The following is a 14431-nucleotide window of genomic DNA, read 5'->3' on the forward strand; positions in this document are numbered from 1 at the left end:
CCCCGACGCTACGGATCACCCCGCCCGCCGGCCTCCCGCCACGGAGCTCACTTCCCGCGTAGCTCTCACGTACTACGGGATGTACGCGAGATGGGATGCCGGCGGCTCGGACTCGACCCGGCAGCCGGAAAAGAGCACACAGAGGGCTCTCACCCTCCCGCTACATAACTTATCGTAATCAAATGATTACTGTCAGCATGCATTGCTCGGGCAGTCGAGAAGATCCGTCACAGGAAGGACAGTCGCCAAGGCGCGGCCCCGCACGCCGCCCCTCGCCGCCCCGAGCCAAGCGAAGACCACTTGTGAGCGACGAAGGAGCGGCATGCGTCCACCCTCCATAGCCCTGAGCGTCACCCTCATCGGCGGCCTCGCCGCGAACCTGCTGACCGGCCCCGCCCACGCCAACCCCACCGAAGCCCGACACACCATCCCGAACACGACGAGTCTGGCCGCAACCGCGCAGCAGCAGTCGCGCGCGCCACTGAAGTGGACCGCGCTCGGCGACTCCTACAGCGCCAATGCCCTCGTCCCCCGATGGGATCCCACCGACGGCTGCGCCCGGTCCAACCACAACTGGGAAAGCCAATTGGCGCAGCGGCTGAACGACGAGACCTCCAGCTCGGTCCGGCTCACCGACGTCACCTGTGGCGCGGCCGAGATAGACAAGGGCGTCCTGAGCCCGCAGACCTGCGACCTGCTCCTGGGGCCGCCATTCAACCACGGCACATGCGCGTGGCCGGCCAGGCCCGCGCAGATCGACGCGCTCAACGGCGACGAGGACATCGTCACTGTGGGGATCGGCGGCAACACCCTCGGGTTCGCCGCCATCCTGGCCAAATGCGTGGAGATGGGGGTGAAACTGGGAGACCCGCCGACCCTGGGCCCAGGATGCAGCGGCTACTACGAGAACGGGGAAGGCAGGCAATGGCTGGCGGACAAGTTCGCCACCCTGACCCGCGAGTACACCCTCGCGATGAGGCAGATCCGCGAGCGCGCCCCCCACGCGAAGGTCTTCCTGCTGGGTTACCCCACGGTCTTGTCCAAGCCGTTCAACCACACCACCTGCTACTGGGGGAACTTCAAGCGGCTGGGCACCATCCGCCTCGGCGTGGACGGCGACTTCCTCATCGGCGTGGAGCAGCGTCTCAACGACGTGATCCGGCAACAGGCGGCCGACAACTCGCAGTGGGCCACCTACGTCGACACCTATGAGTCCAGCCAGGGCAAGGGCGTGTGCGCCGCGGGCACCAGCCAGTGGATGTACGGGCTCTTCGACGACCTGGTGATCCCGCAGGGCGAAACCAAGCCGGCCGACCCGGCCGAATACCAGTGCGCCCTTCGGGATGAACTCCCGTCCGGCGTCCTCAAGGGCGAGGCCTGCACCCTCATCCACCCCAACGTCCGCGGCGCGGCCAACCAGGCCGCCCAGGTACATGCGGCGTTCCAGGACGCAGGTCTGACCTCAGGATCGAGGTAACCACCGGCCCCGGCCGGCAACGACTGCGGCCGGGGCAACATTCGCCGGCGATCCCGCCCGGCGTAGGGCTTGGGGGAACCACACTGATTCATTTGTGATCTTGCAGGACACGCACAGGCCGGAGCACGATCTTGCCGTGGGTGTGACGCCGTTCCAGCTCGCGGTACGCCTCCCGCACCCGCTCCAGCGGGTACGTACCGGCGATCGGCACCTCAAGCTCCCCCCGCGCGGCGAGCCGGGCCAGTTCCCCGAGGACGACCGCGCTCGCCGCTGCCCCCTCCCCGTACGTCAGCGCGCCGACCTCGGCCGCCGCGTCCCAGTCGCAGATCGTGTCGATCCGCTCGGGCCGTACGCCCTCCCGCACCGCCAGCCGCACGTAACCGTCCCCGTACGTGTCGATGAACGCGTCCACGCGCCCGCCGGCGGCCTGCCGGATCCGCTCGGCCACTCCCTCCCCGTACGCGACCGGGACGACGCCGTGCCCCTTCAGCCAGGCGTGGTTGCGCTCGCCCGCCAGTCCGATCACCGTGGCCCCGCGCCGCCGCGCGAGCTGCACGGCGAGAGATCCCACGCCGCCCGCCGCGCCGGACACCACGACCGTGTCGCCCGGTCCCGGATCGACCGCGAACACCGTGGCGTACGCGGTCGTGCCGGCCACGTACAGGGATCCGGCCACGTCCCAGGACAGCCCTTCGGGACGGTGGACCAGGTGCACGTCGTCGGCCACGACGTACTCGGCGTGGCTCGCTCTGCGGTGGGTGAAGCCGAGCACCCGCGCGCCGACCGCGAACCCGCGCACCTCCGGACCGGCCGCCACCACGACGCCGGCCAGGTCGCTGCCCTGCCCCGAGGGGAACGTCGCCGGCCAGCGCCCGTGCCGCGCGCCCCGCCGGATCATCACCTCGCCGGGCTGGATCCCGGCCGCTCGTACCTCGACCAGCACCTGCCCGGGCCCTGGCACCGGACGTTCGACCTCCTCCACGCGCAGGACGTCGATCCCGCCGTACTCGTGGAACCGCACCGCCTTCATCTCACGATCACCGCTCTTCCCCAAAAGGACAGGCACCGGACTGTCACACCGTGCCCGCACCCGCGCCGGCCCGGAAGCGGAGCGCTCTTCCCAGGATCGGCGGTCCGGGTCTGACAACCTCCCTCGCAAGCGCCCGGGACGGCTTGACTTCAAGTGGACTTGAAGCCGCAGGATCCCTGGCATGGACAGAAACCAGACGACAGGCCGTACCAGCGAGGAGACCGACGCGCTCATCGCGCTGCTCGACGTCGGGGACGGCATGCCCGGCGCGGCCGAGCTGCGTGCGCGCTCCTACGACCTGCTGGACCTCGCACCGGGCGCGGCGGTGGTGGACGTCGGATGCGGGTCCGGCCGGGCGGTCGCGGAGATGGCCGCGCGGGGCGCGCGGGCGGTCGGTGTCGACCCCGACGAACGCATGATCGCCGTGGCCGCCGGACGCCGGCCCGACGGCGAGTTCCGCGTGGCGGACGCCTACGCCCTGCCGTTCGCCGACGGCACGCTGCGCGGCTACCGGGCCGAGAAGGTGTTCCACATCCTGGACGACCCCGCCCGCGCGATCGGCGAGGCGCGGCGCGTGCTGGCCCCCGGCGGCCGCCTCGTGCTGGTCGGGCAGGACTGGGACGCCTTCGTCATCGACTCCGGCGACGCCGCGCTCACCCGCCGCATCGTGCACGCGCGCGCCGACCTGGTCACCGCTCCGCGCGTGGTCCGCCGCTCCCCCGGCCTGCTCCTCGACGCGGGCTTCACCGACGTCACCGCCGAGGCCCGCACCGTGGTCTTCACCGACGCGACGATGTTGCCGCTGCTGGCCGACCTCGCCGGGAAGGCGTGCGCGGCCGGGGCGATCAGCGACGCGCAGGCCGAGGGCTGGCTCGCCGAGCAGCGTGAGCGGGGCCGGCGCGGGCGGCTGTTCCTCGCCTTTCCCCTGTTCGTGACGGCGGCCACGCGCCCCTGAGTCCCGGCGGGCGGGTCAGCGCCGGGGCGGGGCGAAGGCCGCGAGCTCGCCGCGTTCGTGCCGTTCGAGCAGGGCCTCGGCGCCGTGCTCCAGCATCCGGGCCGCCTCCGCCGCGCGCGGGAGCATGGTCTTCTCGTACGCCTCCACGGCGTCGCCGACCGTGGCGGAGCCGGCCAGGGCGAGGGCGAGTTCACAGGCGTCCAGCATGGCCAGGTTGGCCCCGACGCCGAGCGGCGGCATGAGGTGGGCGGCGTCGCCGAGCAGCGTCACGGACGGCGACCGCTCCCAGACGTGCGGGACGGGCAGCGCGAACAGCGGACGGTCGACGTACGGGCCGTCGTTGCCGGTGATCATCCGCAGCAGGGCCGGTGACCAGCCGGAGAACGCGTCCAGCAACCACGCGCGCAGCCCGGCGGTGTCGGCGAGGCTCAGGCCGTTCGCGCTGATCCAGTCGGCGGGCAGGCGCTGGATGACGTAGACGCGGATGTGGTCGCCGCCGTTGCGCTGGGCGAACAGGGCGCGTTCGCCGTCGGCCGCGGTGGCGCCGCCCTGACCGACGAGCGCGGCGAGTTCGGGGTGGGCGTTGTCGACGTCCTGGAACCACGCCTCCAGGAAGCTGACCCCCGTGTACCCCGGCACGGCCGGCGACACCGCGGGGCGCACCCGCGAGAACGCGCCGTCGGCCCCGATGACCAGGTCCGTCTCGGCGGACCTGCCGTCGGCGAAGCGCAGCCGTCGCGGGCCTTCCGCCGGTCCGGCGACCTCCTCCACGGCGTGGCCCCACCGCACGGTCCCCGGCTCCAGCGAGCCGAGCAGCAGGTCGCGCAGCTGTCCCCGGTCGATCTCCGGTTTGAAGAGCTCGTCCGCGGCCGGGACGTGGTGGTCGAGGAGCCGTCCCGACGGGTCCAGGAGGCGCATCTCCTGACCTTCCGGGCGGGCCAGCTCGAAGAACCGCTCGATCAGGCCGGCCTCGCGCAGGGCGTGCTGCCCGTCGTCGGCGTGCAGGTCGAGGGTGCCGCCCTGGTCGCGGGCCCTCGGGTGGGGGTCGCGGTCGTAGACCGTCACGGCGATGCCGTGCCGTTGCAGGATGCGGGCGCAGGTGAGCCCTCCCGGGCCCGCGCCGACGATGCCGATCCGCGCATCGGTGGGTGCCGGTGAGCGCATGGTCGCTCCTCTCGTTCGTGGCGGCGCCGTACGCCGCCTTTTTCAGAGAAGCAGAACGAGTACAAAAGTGCAACAAGTCAACTAATTGTCTGATGCCACCTTTTGATAGGGTGGACCGCATGGACACGCCACCCGTCACCGGCCGCCGCGAACGCAAGAAGGCGGCCACCCGCCGCGCCATCGCCGACGCCGCCCTGCGGCTGTTCCTCGAACGGGGCTACGACCGGGTGAGCGTCAGGGACGTCGCCGAGGCGGCCGACGTGTCGACCACGACGCTGTTCAAGCACTTCCCGAGCAAGGAGGCGCTGGTCTTCGACGAGGAGGCGGACCGGGAGGCGGAGCTGGTCGCCGTGGTGCGCCGGCGTCCCGCCGGCCAGAGCGTCGTCGAGGCGCTGCGCGAGCACGTGCTGGCGTCGTGGTTGCCGCTGGCGGCCCATCCGCTGCGGGCCGAGTTCACCGAGCTCGTGGAGTCCACGCCGGCGCTTCAGGAGTACTACGGACGGATGTGGACCCGGCACACCGCCGCCCTCGGCGCGGCCATCGCCGACGACGCGGGCATGGAGCGCGACGACGTCGCCTGCCACGCGCTGGCCCGGTTCGTCCTGGAGACACCGGCGCTCACGCGGGGCCGGAAGGATCTTCGCGGGGCCGTGGAGGAGGTCTTCGGCCTCCTCGCGCACGGCTGGCGCCCGCCGCGCTAGCGACGGGCTCCGGGGCCTCACACCGTACGGGTAGACCGTCCTCCGTCGATCCCCCAGGAGACGATCTTGACAGGGGTGATCACGATGATCTCCCGCGAGAAGTACGGCACCGGAGGCTCGTGATCGCTCAGGGCCACCGCCGTGCCCCGGATCTCGATGCCGCGCGCCACCCACGGGTCGACCGAGGCCAGGTCGTCCACGACGAGGGCCACGGTGCTGCCCCGCTGGACGTTCCGGAACTTCTTGGAGACCCCCATCGCGTGCCCGCCGATGACGATCGTGCCCGCGGCGGCGTCCACGAAGAAGCCCACCGGGTTGTTCTGCACGTCACCGGCCGGGGAGACGGTGGCCAGGCGGCCGAGGTGTTGTCCGGCCAGGTAGTCGAGTTCTGTCTGCGTGAAAATCATGCGGCAAGTATGCGACCTTGACACCGGCGTGAGGCAAAACCGGACACGTCGCCCGCATGTGGCGTACGTCACTGTCACAGGAACCGGGTGACCGGCATCTCTTGTTCGACCGGCTACGACAGCAAGGAGCGAACAATGACCGCACGCTTGAACCTCTTCGGCACCCCGGCCGCGACCGCAGCCAAGGCCGCCGGGCACTTCGGAACGGCGAGCAGGACCCTGTTGGAGGAGACGACGCTGCCGCCCGCCGTCCTGAAGCTGGTGGTGCTGCGTACGAGCCAGATCAACGGCGACGCCTACGCCACCGACGTGTGGAGCAAGAACGCCGCCCACGCCGGGGAGAGCCCCGTCCGGATCGCCCTGGTCGCGGCCTGGCGGGAGGCCACGGTGTACAGCGACGCCGAACGGGCCGCCGTGGAGCTGGCCGAGCAGGGCGCCCGCATCGCCGACGCCTCCCCCGGCGTCACCGACGAGGCGTGGACGCGGGCCGCCGAGCACTACGACGAGGCCCAGCTCGCCGATCTGGTGCTGCTCGTCTCCCTGATGAACGCGACCAATCGCATGAGCGTCATCGTCCGGCAGCCCGGCGGCGCCTACGAGCCCGGCCGCATCGGCTGACCGCAGGCCCCCCGCAGCACCGATCCGCAACCCTGAACGTCCGACTTCGAGGAGTATCCGATGGAACCCCGCTTCGACCTGATGAGCAACGAGCTCGGCGCCAAGATCGCCAAGCGTGTCTACAACGTCGCCCTGGCGATCCAGCAGTCGCCGTTGCCGCAGTCCACCCAGGACCTGGTGATGTTGCGGGCCAGCCAGATCAACGGCTGCGGCTTCTGCGTCGACTACCACACCAAGGACGCGGCCGCCGCCGGGGAGAGCGCGGTACGCGTCAACCTGGTCGCCGCGTGGCGCGAGGCCACCGTGTTCACCGACGCCGAACGGGCCGCGCTGGCGCTCACCGAGGAGGGCACCCGGCTGGCCGACAGCCACCAGGGCGTGTCCGACGAGACCTGGGCCAGGGCCCGCGAGCACTACGACGACGACCAGATCGTCGCGCTGGTCGCCCTGATCGCGATGATCAACGCCAACAACCGGCTCAACGTGATCGTACGCAACCCGGGCGGCTCCTACGAGCCCGGCATGTTCGCCGGGATGGCGAACTGACGGCCGCTCCCCCGAGGGCCTCGCTCCCGGCGAGGCCCCCGGGAGGGCTTCAACCCGGTTCTCAGTGATCCACAAGGACGTCCTCCCACGCTGAGCGCCCTTTCTCTGGACGACCAAGACGATCTGACCGGTGACGACGTCCTCATGGACGAGACGTTCACCGTCAACCCCGTCAACCCGGTCAGCCCGTACGAGATCCGTACTGCTCCCCCTGCCCCGTCTGACCGTCCGCCGGGCGCCGGGGCGCGGCCGTCGTGCCGCCCTTCCGGCGCCCGGCCAGCAGGATCAGCCCGGTGAGGCCGAGCGTGCCGGTCAGAATGAGAAGCTGGACGCCGTAGGCGATGTCCTGGGTCGGCAGCAGCAGGTTGCCGGTGTGCAGGCCGGTGTGCACGCCGACCGCCATCCACACGGCCCCCGTACGGGCCCGCGCCGCGGCGCAGGCGAAGCCGAGCGCGACCGCCTGGAGCACGTAGAGCAGGCGCTCGGCGAGGGTGTCGGCGGCACTGTTGGAGATGATGTGCAGCGCGCCGAAGCCCGCCGAGACCACGATCAGCACCGTCCACGGCCTCAGCCGCGCCGAGAGTGTGTCGAACAGGTGCCCGCGCCACAGCAGCTCCTCCGGGAACGCCTGGCTGAACAGCGCGAACACGATCCCGGCGAGCAGGTACGGCAGCCCGCCCGCCCCCTCCGGCGCCCACGTCGCCACGCCCAGCGTCACCGACAGCGCGCTCGCGGCGCACACCGCGGCCGTGCCCGCCACCAGGCCCAGCAGCAGCTCGGGCGCGGCCCGCCAGGACATCGTCAGCCCCACCGCGCGCCACGGCCGGTGGCCGGGTAAGCGGCGGATGAGGAGGACCAGCCCCAGCGAGGCCAGCGTGATGCCGGCCATGCCGAGCGGCCGGTACAGGGCGTCGCCGGGATCGAGCAGCATCACGGGCGCGGTGCCGACGATCACCTGGGCGAACATGGCGGCGACGGTGATCAGCACCGCCGGGACAGGATGCGTGGCCTTCATGGAGCCCGATGCTAGGAAGCCCGCCGCGGCGGGCGCATCGGCGCCGGGGACGAACCGATCATGACCTTCGTCATGGGTCTTAGGGAGGATCTCCTGGGCCGCTCGGGAAACTAGGGTCGAGGTGTGCCGCGTCTCCCCGTCCCGGCCGCCCGGTTGCCGGACACTGGCCCGCCGCTGCTGCTGAGTGTCGTGTTCTGGGTGGTGCTCGCCGCCACCGCGCTCGTCTACACCGCCGCCCTCAGCGTGTCGCCGGCCCCCGTGGGGCAGGTGGTGGCGTTCGGCGTGAACCTGGCGGTGGTGACCGGGTTGTGGCCGGTGTTGCCGTGGCGGCGCACGCGCGGGTGGCGCGCGGCGGCGGCCGTGGTGTTCCTGGTGGCGACGTTCACGCTCGGGATCACCGGTTCGAACGAGATCCACCAGTTGCTCACGCTCATCGCCGTCGCCAACGTGGCGTTCGTGCACGGCATGCGGGCGGCCGGGGTGATCGTCGGCTGCCTGTGCTGCGTCGTGTTCACCTCGGTCATGGTCCTGTACGGGCACGACGTCCTCGACGCCGTCGGGCAGACGGTGCCCGTCGCGGTGTTCGCCGCGTTCGTCCTCGGCATGACGTCGGCGGTGCTGGAGGCGCGGCGCAGGCGGGAGGAGGCGCAGCGGCTGCTGGCCCGGATCAGGGAGCTGACGATCGCCCAGGAACGGGCGCGGATGGGCGCGGAGATGCACGACTCGCTCGGCCACCACCTGACCGTGATCAAACTGGCCCTGGAGAACGCCGAACGGTTCCGCACCCGGCGTCCCGAGTCGGCCTGGGACGAGGTGCGCCAGGCCAAGGACCTGACCCGCCAGGCGCTGCTCGACGCCCGCCGCTGGGTCCGGGCGCTGCGCCCGCTCGCGCTGGACGGGCACGTCGGCAGCGCGGCGCTCCAGCAGCTCGCGGCCTCCTTCGACGGCACCGGGCTCGGGGTGTCGTTCGAGGTCGTGGGCGGTGAGCTGCCGCTGGATCCCGACGTTGAACTCGTGCTGTACCGGGTGCTCCAGGAGGGGCTGGCCAACGCCGTACGGCACGCCGGGGCCCGGCACGTACGCGGCAGCCTGGCCTTCCACGGCGACCGGGTCGTGCTGACCGTGGCCGACGACGGCAGAGGTCGCGACGGCCGCGACGGGCGCGCGGGCGGCGGGTTCGGCCTGCGGTCGCTGGCCGAGCGCGCCGGGGCCGTGGGCGGCACCCTGACGGCGGGCGACCGGCCCGGCGGCGGGTTCGAGGTGCGGGCGGAGCTGCCCGCCTGGGCACGGGCGGGCTCGTGAACACGATCAGGGTGTTGCTGGCCGACGACCAGGCGCTCATCCGCCAGGCGCTGCGCAAGATGCTGGAGATCGAGGACGACATCGAGATCGTCGCCGAGGCCGCCGACGGCGAGCTTGCCCTGCTCGCGGCCGGGTCGTGCCGCCCTGACGTGGCGCTGGTGGACGCCAGGATGCCGGAGATGGACGGCGTCGAGCTGATCGCCCGCCTGTCGGCCGGTCATCCGTCGGTGGTCTCGATCGTGCTCAGCACGTTCGACGAGGACGACTACATCTTCGGCGCGCTGCGCGCCGGCGCGGCCGGCTACCTGCTCAAGGACTGCACGCCGGACGAGCTGACCGACGCCGTCCGGCGGGCCGGCCGGGGCGAGACCGTGCTCGCCTCCGCCGTGGCCGCGCGGCTGGTGGCCGAGATCCGGCGCGGGGTGCCGCCGGCGCCGCGCGGCGAGGCGGGACGGCTGTCGGCGCGGGAGGCCGAGGTGGCCCGGCTGATCGCCGCCGGGGCCACCAACAGGCAGATCGCCGGCCGGTTGCGCATCACCGAGGGCACGGTGAAGAACCACGTCACCAGCCTGCTGCGCAAGTACGGCCTGCGCGACCGCACCCGGCTCGCCCTGCGCCTGCGCGAGGGCTCGTGAGACCCGTCAGCGCCGCGACAGCCGCAGCGGGAAGGAGCCCGGCACGACGTCGCCGATCACCGTCGTGTACGCCGCGAGATACCGGTCGAGGTACGGCGACCGGTCGCCCTGGGTCGGCACGTCGGCCCCGGCGCCCAGCAGGTCGAGGCTCAGCCGGGCGCCGGAGACCCTGATCGTGTTGCCCGAGGGCACGTCCAGCCAGCCGCCGGACACGATGGTCCCGATCTGGACGCCCAGCCGGTGTCCCCGGTCGAAGGTCCAGTCGGCCGACTTCAGGTCGAACGCGATCGTCCCCGCGCGTTCCAGCAGGGCGACGTTCTCGTCGAACATCGTGGCGCGGCCGTCCGGGGCGAGGTCCCACAGGCGGACCAGCACGTTCCCGGCCGTGCTCGCGGTGAGCCTGATCGCCGGCGTGCCGGTGAGCCTGAGCTTCTCGGCGGCGGGTGTGGACCAGGTCCAGTAGCTGTTCGCGGCGCTCCCGCGCGCCCCTGCCACGCTCTGCCGGGCCGCGTTCCGCTCGGTGGCGGACAGCGGCTCGGGCGGCGGCGCGTGCTCCATGTCCCACCGGCCCGAGGGGGCCGACGTCGCCGCCGCGGGGCCGCCGCCGTCGTCCAGGTACGCCCCCGCGGCCAGCCGGACGTCGTACGACGTCGTGACCACCGGCCAGGACGGCTGCGCGCGCCACTGGCCGAGACTGTCCTCCACCGCGTACGCCGGGTCGGCCGTCGAGGGGCGCGTGCCGCGCAGGTACTGGTCGTAGAAGCGCATCACCTCGTCGAACCAGCCGGCGCGGCCCTGCAACAACCGGCCCTGGGCGTCGGTGTCGTTGCCGCGCACGTGCTCCCACTGGCCGAGCCAGCCGCGTTCGCGGCCCCGGTGGTGGTCCAGGTAGGACTCCATGTCCTCCGGCTTGGTGTTGGGCTCGATGAAGCCCTGGGTGACGAACAGCGGCGTGCCGGTCCCGGCGGCGCGGGCGGCCAGGTCGCGGGCCCTCCAGTACGCCGAGCGCAGGTCCGGATTGTTGTTGTTGGTGATGTTGTCGCTCAGGCAGGCCGGGTGGGCGGTCTCGTACTGGGCGTTCGCCTTGTAGCGGTCGCTGTCGCCGTCCATGGGCGGCATGGTGGCGATCGAGTTGTACGCCTGCGGCGTGCCCGTGACGTTGGGCCGCGGGACCTTGTTGCTGAACAGGTAGTTGTACATGTTCCAGACCGGTTCCTGGGCGACGACCGCCTTCAGGCTCGGCAGCCTGAGGTTGTTGCCGACCAGGCCGGTGACCGCGTCGTACGACTTGCCGTACATGCCGACCCTGCCGGTCGACCAGGGCTGGGCGGCCGACCACTCGACGGCGGCGCGGACGTCGGCCTGCTCCCCGGGGCCGACCCAGTCCAGGCAGCCGGTGCTGCCGCCGAAGCCGCGCAGGTCGACCATGACGAACGTGTAGCCGCGGGCCATCAGCCCGGCGCCGTCCACGAAGTCCTGGAAGCGCGCGGACGGGCCGACGCGGTCCCATCCCTCGGGGCCCGTCTGCCCGGCATGGGCGAAGTAGGGGCCGACCGAGACGATCACCGGCGTGCGCGCGTCGGCCGGCAGGTGCGCCGGGCGCAGCACGTCGGCGTGCAGTTCGACGCCGCTGCCGTCGGAGGAGGGGAAGTACGCCTCCGTCCAGGCGGCGCCCGCGGGAACCCGGGGGTTCTCCTCGTGCGTGACCCCCGGCGCCATGGTCCGGGCGGACGCGGGCGGCGCGCCCGCGGTGAGAGTGGTGATCGTGACCAGCACGCCGGCCGCCGCGGCGGCCGTCGCCTTCCCGCGAGTGTTCATCGACTCTCCCGTGCATGAGTGTGCCGGTGGGGTCCGAACGAGCGTGCATCACTCATATGACAGCGGGCACGCCGAGGCAAGCCCCGCCACACCCGTCCGGCCTCTACGGGCGGCGGGTCAGGCGCAGCCGGATGTCGTGCTCGGCCCACAGGACGAAACGTTCGACCGGCGTCACCGGGTGGTCCTCGACGGGCTCGAAGGCGAACCTCCTGAGCAGCACCGCCAGCACCAGCTGAGCCTCGACCATGGCCAGGCTCGCCCCCTCGCAGCCGCGCGGCCCGAGGCCGAACGGGAGGTAGGCGTAGCGGGGGCGGGCCGCCTGCTCCTCGGGGGTGAACCTGCCGGGCCTGAACGCGTGCGGGTCGGGCCAGTGGCGCGGGTCGAGGTGCACGGCCCAGAAGGGGTAGAAGATCGTGGTGCCCGCCGGGACGCGGTGGGGGCCGAGGAGGAGGTCCTCGGTGGTCTCGCGGGCGCCGTACGGGCCGGGCGGGTAGAGGCGCATCGACTCCTTGAGCGCCATCTCCAGGTACGTCAGGCGGCGCAGGTCGGCGTACTCGGGGGCGGGGCGCGCGCCGAGCACGTCGTCCACCTCGGCGGCCACCCGGGCGGCGGGGCCGGGGTTGCCGGCCAGCAGGTGGAGGGTCCAGGAGACGGCCACGCCGGTGGTGTGGTGGGCCGCGAGCATGATCATGAGCACGGTGTCCCTGATCCGCGCGGGCGACATGTCCGCCTCGGCCAGGGCGGTGACCAGTTCGCTGCCGCCGTGTGCCAGCACCCCGTCCACGACCTCGCGCAGGTACGCCAGCGCCCGCTCGCCCCGGGCCGCGTCGTCGCCGCGCTCGTACAGGCGGCCCAGGTACACGGTCAGCACGGTCTCGAACGCGCTCACCACCCGGGCGGGGTCGGCGAGACCGCCGCCCAGGGCGTACTGGGCGATCATGCGCAGGGACAGCTCGCTCAGGTCGTGCTGGAGGGCCACCGGGCCGTCGGCGGCGCGGCGTTCCCAGCGGTCGGCCAGCTCGGTGGCCAGGGTGACGAAGCCGGCGAAGTGCGCCTCGTGCGAGCGGCGTCCGGCCAGGACCGAGAGCAGGACACGACGGAAGGGGCCGTGCTCGGCGGCGGGGAGCGTCTGCAGGTTGCCGGCCTCGCAGAGGGGCTCCAGGAACTCGAAGAGCTTGTCCGGGCGCTTGTCGATCGCGGCCGTGGCCTCCAGCAGCACGGGATCGGCCACCGAGATCGCCGCCGGCGCGCCGGGGAGCTGGAAGCGGACCAGCGGGCCGTACCGTTCGTGCAGTTCGAGCTGGTAGGTGTGCAGGCCGCCCGCGGCCGAGATCGCGCTCAGCCCGCCGTCTGCCTGAGGGGGTGGACCGGGGATGTCACGCACCAGGCCACCGTCTCGCGTACCCGCCCCCGGGGCAAGGGCACCGGCCCGGCGAGCCGCGCGGGCCCACCCGGTACGGTGGCCGGGAAGGCTCCCGTGAGCCGCCCGGCCGGGACACGCCGTACGAACCGGAAGATCACCATGCCCGCCGACTGGATCACCACGCCCATCACCGCGAGCCTCCTGCGCGGCGCCCTCGACCTGGAACACACCGAGCACGGCCTGCTGCCGCACCGGCTGCCCGCCCGGGCCCGCGCCCAGTGCGCCGACCCGCGGCTGGCCATGGCGGAGTCGCAGCCCTCCGGGGTGCGGCTGGCCTTCCGCACCGCCGCCACCGCCGTCGAGCTGGACGCGCTGCGCACCCGGCGCGTCTACACCGGCGTCCCGCCGCGCCCGGACGGCGTGTACGACCTGCTCGTCGACGGCCGCCTCACCGCCCAGGCCGGCGTGAGCGGGGGCGACACCCTGACCATCGACCTGGCCACGGGCGCCGCCACGCACAGCGCGGGCCCGTCCGGCACCCTGCGTTTCACCGGCCTGCCGGGCCGTCCCAAGGACGTCGAGATCTGGCTCCCGCACAACGAGACCACCGAGCTCGTCGCCCTGCGCACCGACGCCGCCGTGGAGCCCGTGCCGGACCGGGGGCGGCGGGTGTGGCTGCACCACGGCAGCTCGATCAGCCAGGGTTCCGACGCCGCGAGCCCCACCGCCACCTGGCCCGCCCGCGCGGCCGGGCTCGGCGGGGTCGAGCTGGTCAACCTGGGGCTGGGCGGGAACGCGCTGCTCGACCCGTTCACCGCGCGGGCCGTCCGGGACACGCCCGCCGACCTGATCAGCCTCAAGATCGGCATCAACCTGGTCAACGCCGACCTGATGCGCCTGCGTGCCTTCACCCCGGCGGTGCACGGGTTCCTCGACACCGTCCGCGAGGGGCATCCCCGTACGCCGCTGCTGGTCGTCTCGCCCCTCCACTGTCCCGTCCACGAGGTCACCCCGGGGCCCAGCGCCTTCGACCCGGCCGCGCTGCGGAACGGGCGCGTACGGTTCCTGGCCACCGGCGATCCCGCCGAGCGCGCCGCCGGGAAGCTGACCCTCGGTGTGATCCGGGAGGAGCTGGCCGGCGTCGTACGCGTGCGGGCGGCCGAGGACCCGAACCTGCACCACCTCGACGGCCGCGCCCTCTACGGCGAGGCGGACTTCGACGAGCTGCCGCTCCCGGACGGCCTCCATCCGGACGCGGCCACCCACCTGCGCATCGGCGACCGCTTCGCCGAGCTGGCCTTCGGCTCCGGCGGGCCGTTCTCGGCGCCTTCGGGTCCTTGACGAGGGTTGTCGGTTACTGCACGATCTGGGGAGGAATCTTGCTGACCTGCCTACGGCCG

The 14431-nt window shown here is 72.7% G+C and carries 14 protein-coding genes; 8 read left to right on the forward strand and 6 right to left on the reverse strand.

Annotation, left to right across the window (positions count from 1 at the left end):
* The first annotated feature begins 322 nt into the window (after window positions 1–322).
* Complete coding sequence (locus DMB42_RS51005) at window positions 323–1477, forward strand: SGNH/GDSL hydrolase family protein (protein WP_125649050.1); 1155 nt, start codon at window positions 323–325, stop codon at window positions 1475–1477.
* Between the two features lie 88 nt (window positions 1478–1565).
* Here DMB42_RS51005 and DMB42_RS51010 read toward each other — a convergent pair whose 3' ends face one another.
* The gene (locus tag DMB42_RS51010) at window positions 1566–2507 is read right to left on the reverse strand and encodes an NADP-dependent oxidoreductase (RefSeq protein ID WP_125649053.1); all 942 of its coding nucleotides are present in this window, start codon (window positions 2505–2507) and stop codon (window positions 1566–1568) included.
* Window positions 2508–2688: 181 nt separating this feature from the next.
* Here DMB42_RS51010 and DMB42_RS51015 point away from each other — a divergent pair, with 181 nt between their 5' ends.
* Window positions 2689–3462 (forward strand): methyltransferase domain-containing protein, encoded by a 774-nt coding sequence (locus DMB42_RS51015; RefSeq protein WP_125649056.1) that lies wholly within the window; start codon window positions 2689–2691, stop codon window positions 3460–3462.
* 15 nt (window positions 3463–3477) lie between these two features.
* On the opposite strand, the gene DMB42_RS51020 is transcribed toward DMB42_RS51015, so the two are convergent.
* The gene (locus tag DMB42_RS51020) at window positions 3478–4626 is read right to left on the reverse strand and encodes an NAD(P)/FAD-dependent oxidoreductase (protein ID WP_125649059.1); all 1149 of its coding nucleotides are present in this window, start codon (window positions 4624–4626) and stop codon (window positions 3478–3480) included.
* A 119-nt stretch (window positions 4627–4745) separates the two neighbouring features.
* Between DMB42_RS51020 and DMB42_RS51025 the strand changes: the two genes are divergently transcribed.
* Window positions 4746–5327 carry a TetR/AcrR family transcriptional regulator gene (locus DMB42_RS51025; RefSeq protein ID WP_125649062.1) on the forward strand — a complete coding sequence of 194 codons (582 nt, stop codon included), beginning with the start codon at window positions 4746–4748 and terminating at the stop codon, window positions 5325–5327.
* Between the two features lie 17 nt (window positions 5328–5344).
* Here DMB42_RS51025 and DMB42_RS51030 read toward each other — a convergent pair whose 3' ends face one another.
* Window positions 5345–5734, reverse strand: a complete 390-nt coding sequence (locus tag DMB42_RS51030; RefSeq protein ID WP_185845311.1) for a PPOX class F420-dependent oxidoreductase — start codon at window positions 5732–5734, stop codon at window positions 5345–5347.
* Between the two features lie 135 nt (window positions 5735–5869).
* Between DMB42_RS51030 and DMB42_RS51035 the strand changes: the two genes are divergently transcribed.
* Together DMB42_RS51035 and DMB42_RS51040 are read left to right on the forward strand one after the other, a co-directional pair.
* A complete protein-coding gene (locus DMB42_RS51035; RefSeq protein WP_125649065.1) occupies window positions 5870–6352 on the forward strand; it encodes a carboxymuconolactone decarboxylase family protein in 483 nt (160 codons plus the stop codon).
* Between the two features lie 60 nt (window positions 6353–6412).
* Entirely contained in the window at window positions 6413–6898 is a 486-nt protein-coding gene (locus tag DMB42_RS51040; protein WP_125649068.1) for a carboxymuconolactone decarboxylase family protein, read from the forward strand.
* Window positions 6899–7079: 181 nt separating this feature from the next.
* On the opposite strand, the gene DMB42_RS51045 is transcribed toward DMB42_RS51040, so the two are convergent.
* The gene (locus DMB42_RS51045; RefSeq protein WP_125649071.1) at window positions 7080–7913 is read right to left on the reverse strand and encodes a CPBP family intramembrane glutamic endopeptidase; all 834 of its coding nucleotides are present in this window, start codon (window positions 7911–7913) and stop codon (window positions 7080–7082) included.
* A gap of 123 nt (window positions 7914–8036) precedes the next feature.
* Between DMB42_RS51045 and DMB42_RS51050 the strand changes: the two genes are divergently transcribed.
* Both DMB42_RS51050 and DMB42_RS51055 read left to right on the forward strand, forming a co-directional pair.
* Window positions 8037–9215 carry a sensor histidine kinase gene (locus DMB42_RS51050; protein ID WP_125649074.1) on the forward strand — a complete coding sequence of 393 codons (1179 nt, stop codon included), beginning with the start codon at window positions 8037–8039 and terminating at the stop codon, window positions 9213–9215.
* Window positions 9212–9850 carry a response regulator transcription factor gene (locus tag DMB42_RS51055; RefSeq protein WP_125649077.1) on the forward strand — a complete coding sequence of 213 codons (639 nt, stop codon included), beginning with the start codon at window positions 9212–9214 and terminating at the stop codon, window positions 9848–9850. The genes DMB42_RS51050 and DMB42_RS51055 overlap by 4 nt, the downstream gene beginning before the upstream one ends.
* Window positions 9851–9856: 6 nt before the next feature.
* Here DMB42_RS51055 and DMB42_RS51060 read toward each other — a convergent pair whose 3' ends face one another.
* Together DMB42_RS51060 and DMB42_RS51065 are read right to left on the reverse strand one after the other, a co-directional pair.
* Window positions 9857–11668 (reverse strand): CocE/NonD family hydrolase, encoded by a 1812-nt coding sequence (locus DMB42_RS51060; RefSeq protein WP_125649080.1) that lies wholly within the window; start codon window positions 11666–11668, stop codon window positions 9857–9859.
* Between the two features lie 103 nt (window positions 11669–11771).
* On the reverse strand, window positions 11772–13052 hold the full coding sequence (locus DMB42_RS51065) for a cytochrome P450 (protein WP_221762737.1): 1281 nt from the start codon (window positions 13050–13052) through the stop codon (window positions 11772–11774).
* Between the two features lie 138 nt (window positions 13053–13190).
* Here DMB42_RS51065 and DMB42_RS51070 point away from each other — a divergent pair, with 138 nt between their 5' ends.
* Window positions 13191–14372 carry a GDSL-type esterase/lipase family protein gene (locus DMB42_RS51070; RefSeq protein ID WP_125649083.1) on the forward strand — a complete coding sequence of 394 codons (1182 nt, stop codon included), beginning with the start codon at window positions 13191–13193 and terminating at the stop codon, window positions 14370–14372.
* Window positions 14373–14431 lie beyond the last annotated feature (59 nt).

This window comes from Nonomuraea sp. WAC 01424 (assembly GCF_003947315.1).
Lineage (GTDB): Bacteria > Actinomycetota > Actinomycetes > Streptosporangiales > Streptosporangiaceae > Nonomuraea > Nonomuraea spiralis.

Bases quoted from the DNA above. Each gene is read 5' to 3' on its own strand.
- DMB42_RS51005 (WP_125649050.1), top strand. From the start codon at position 323: ATGCGTCCACCCTCCATAGCCCTGAGCGTCACCCTCATCGGCGGCCTC.
- DMB42_RS51010 (WP_125649053.1), bottom strand. From the start codon at position 2,507: ATGAAGGCGGTGCGGTTCCACGAGTACGGCGGGATCGACGTCCTGCGC.
- DMB42_RS51015 (WP_125649056.1), top strand. From the start codon at position 2,689: ATGGACAGAAACCAGACGACAGGCCGTACCAGCGAGGAGACCGACGCG.
- DMB42_RS51020 (WP_125649059.1), bottom strand. From the start codon at position 4,626: ATGCGCTCACCGGCACCCACCGATGCGCGGATCGGCATCGTCGGCGCG.
- DMB42_RS51025 (WP_125649062.1), top strand. From the start codon at position 4,746: ATGGACACGCCACCCGTCACCGGCCGCCGCGAACGCAAGAAGGCGGCC.
- DMB42_RS51030 (WP_185845311.1), bottom strand. From the start codon at position 5,734: ATGATTTTCACGCAGACAGAACTCGACTACCTGGCCGGACAACACCTC.
- DMB42_RS51035 (WP_125649065.1), top strand. From the start codon at position 5,870: ATGACCGCACGCTTGAACCTCTTCGGCACCCCGGCCGCGACCGCAGCC.
- DMB42_RS51040 (WP_125649068.1), top strand. From the start codon at position 6,413: ATGGAACCCCGCTTCGACCTGATGAGCAACGAGCTCGGCGCCAAGATC.
- DMB42_RS51045 (WP_125649071.1), bottom strand. From the start codon at position 7,913: ATGAAGGCCACGCATCCTGTCCCGGCGGTGCTGATCACCGTCGCCGCC.
- DMB42_RS51060 (WP_125649080.1), bottom strand. From the start codon at position 11,668: ATGAACACTCGCGGGAAGGCGACGGCCGCCGCGGCGGCCGGCGTGCTG.
- DMB42_RS51070 (WP_125649083.1), top strand. From the start codon at position 13,191: ATGCCCGCCGACTGGATCACCACGCCCATCACCGCGAGCCTCCTGCGC.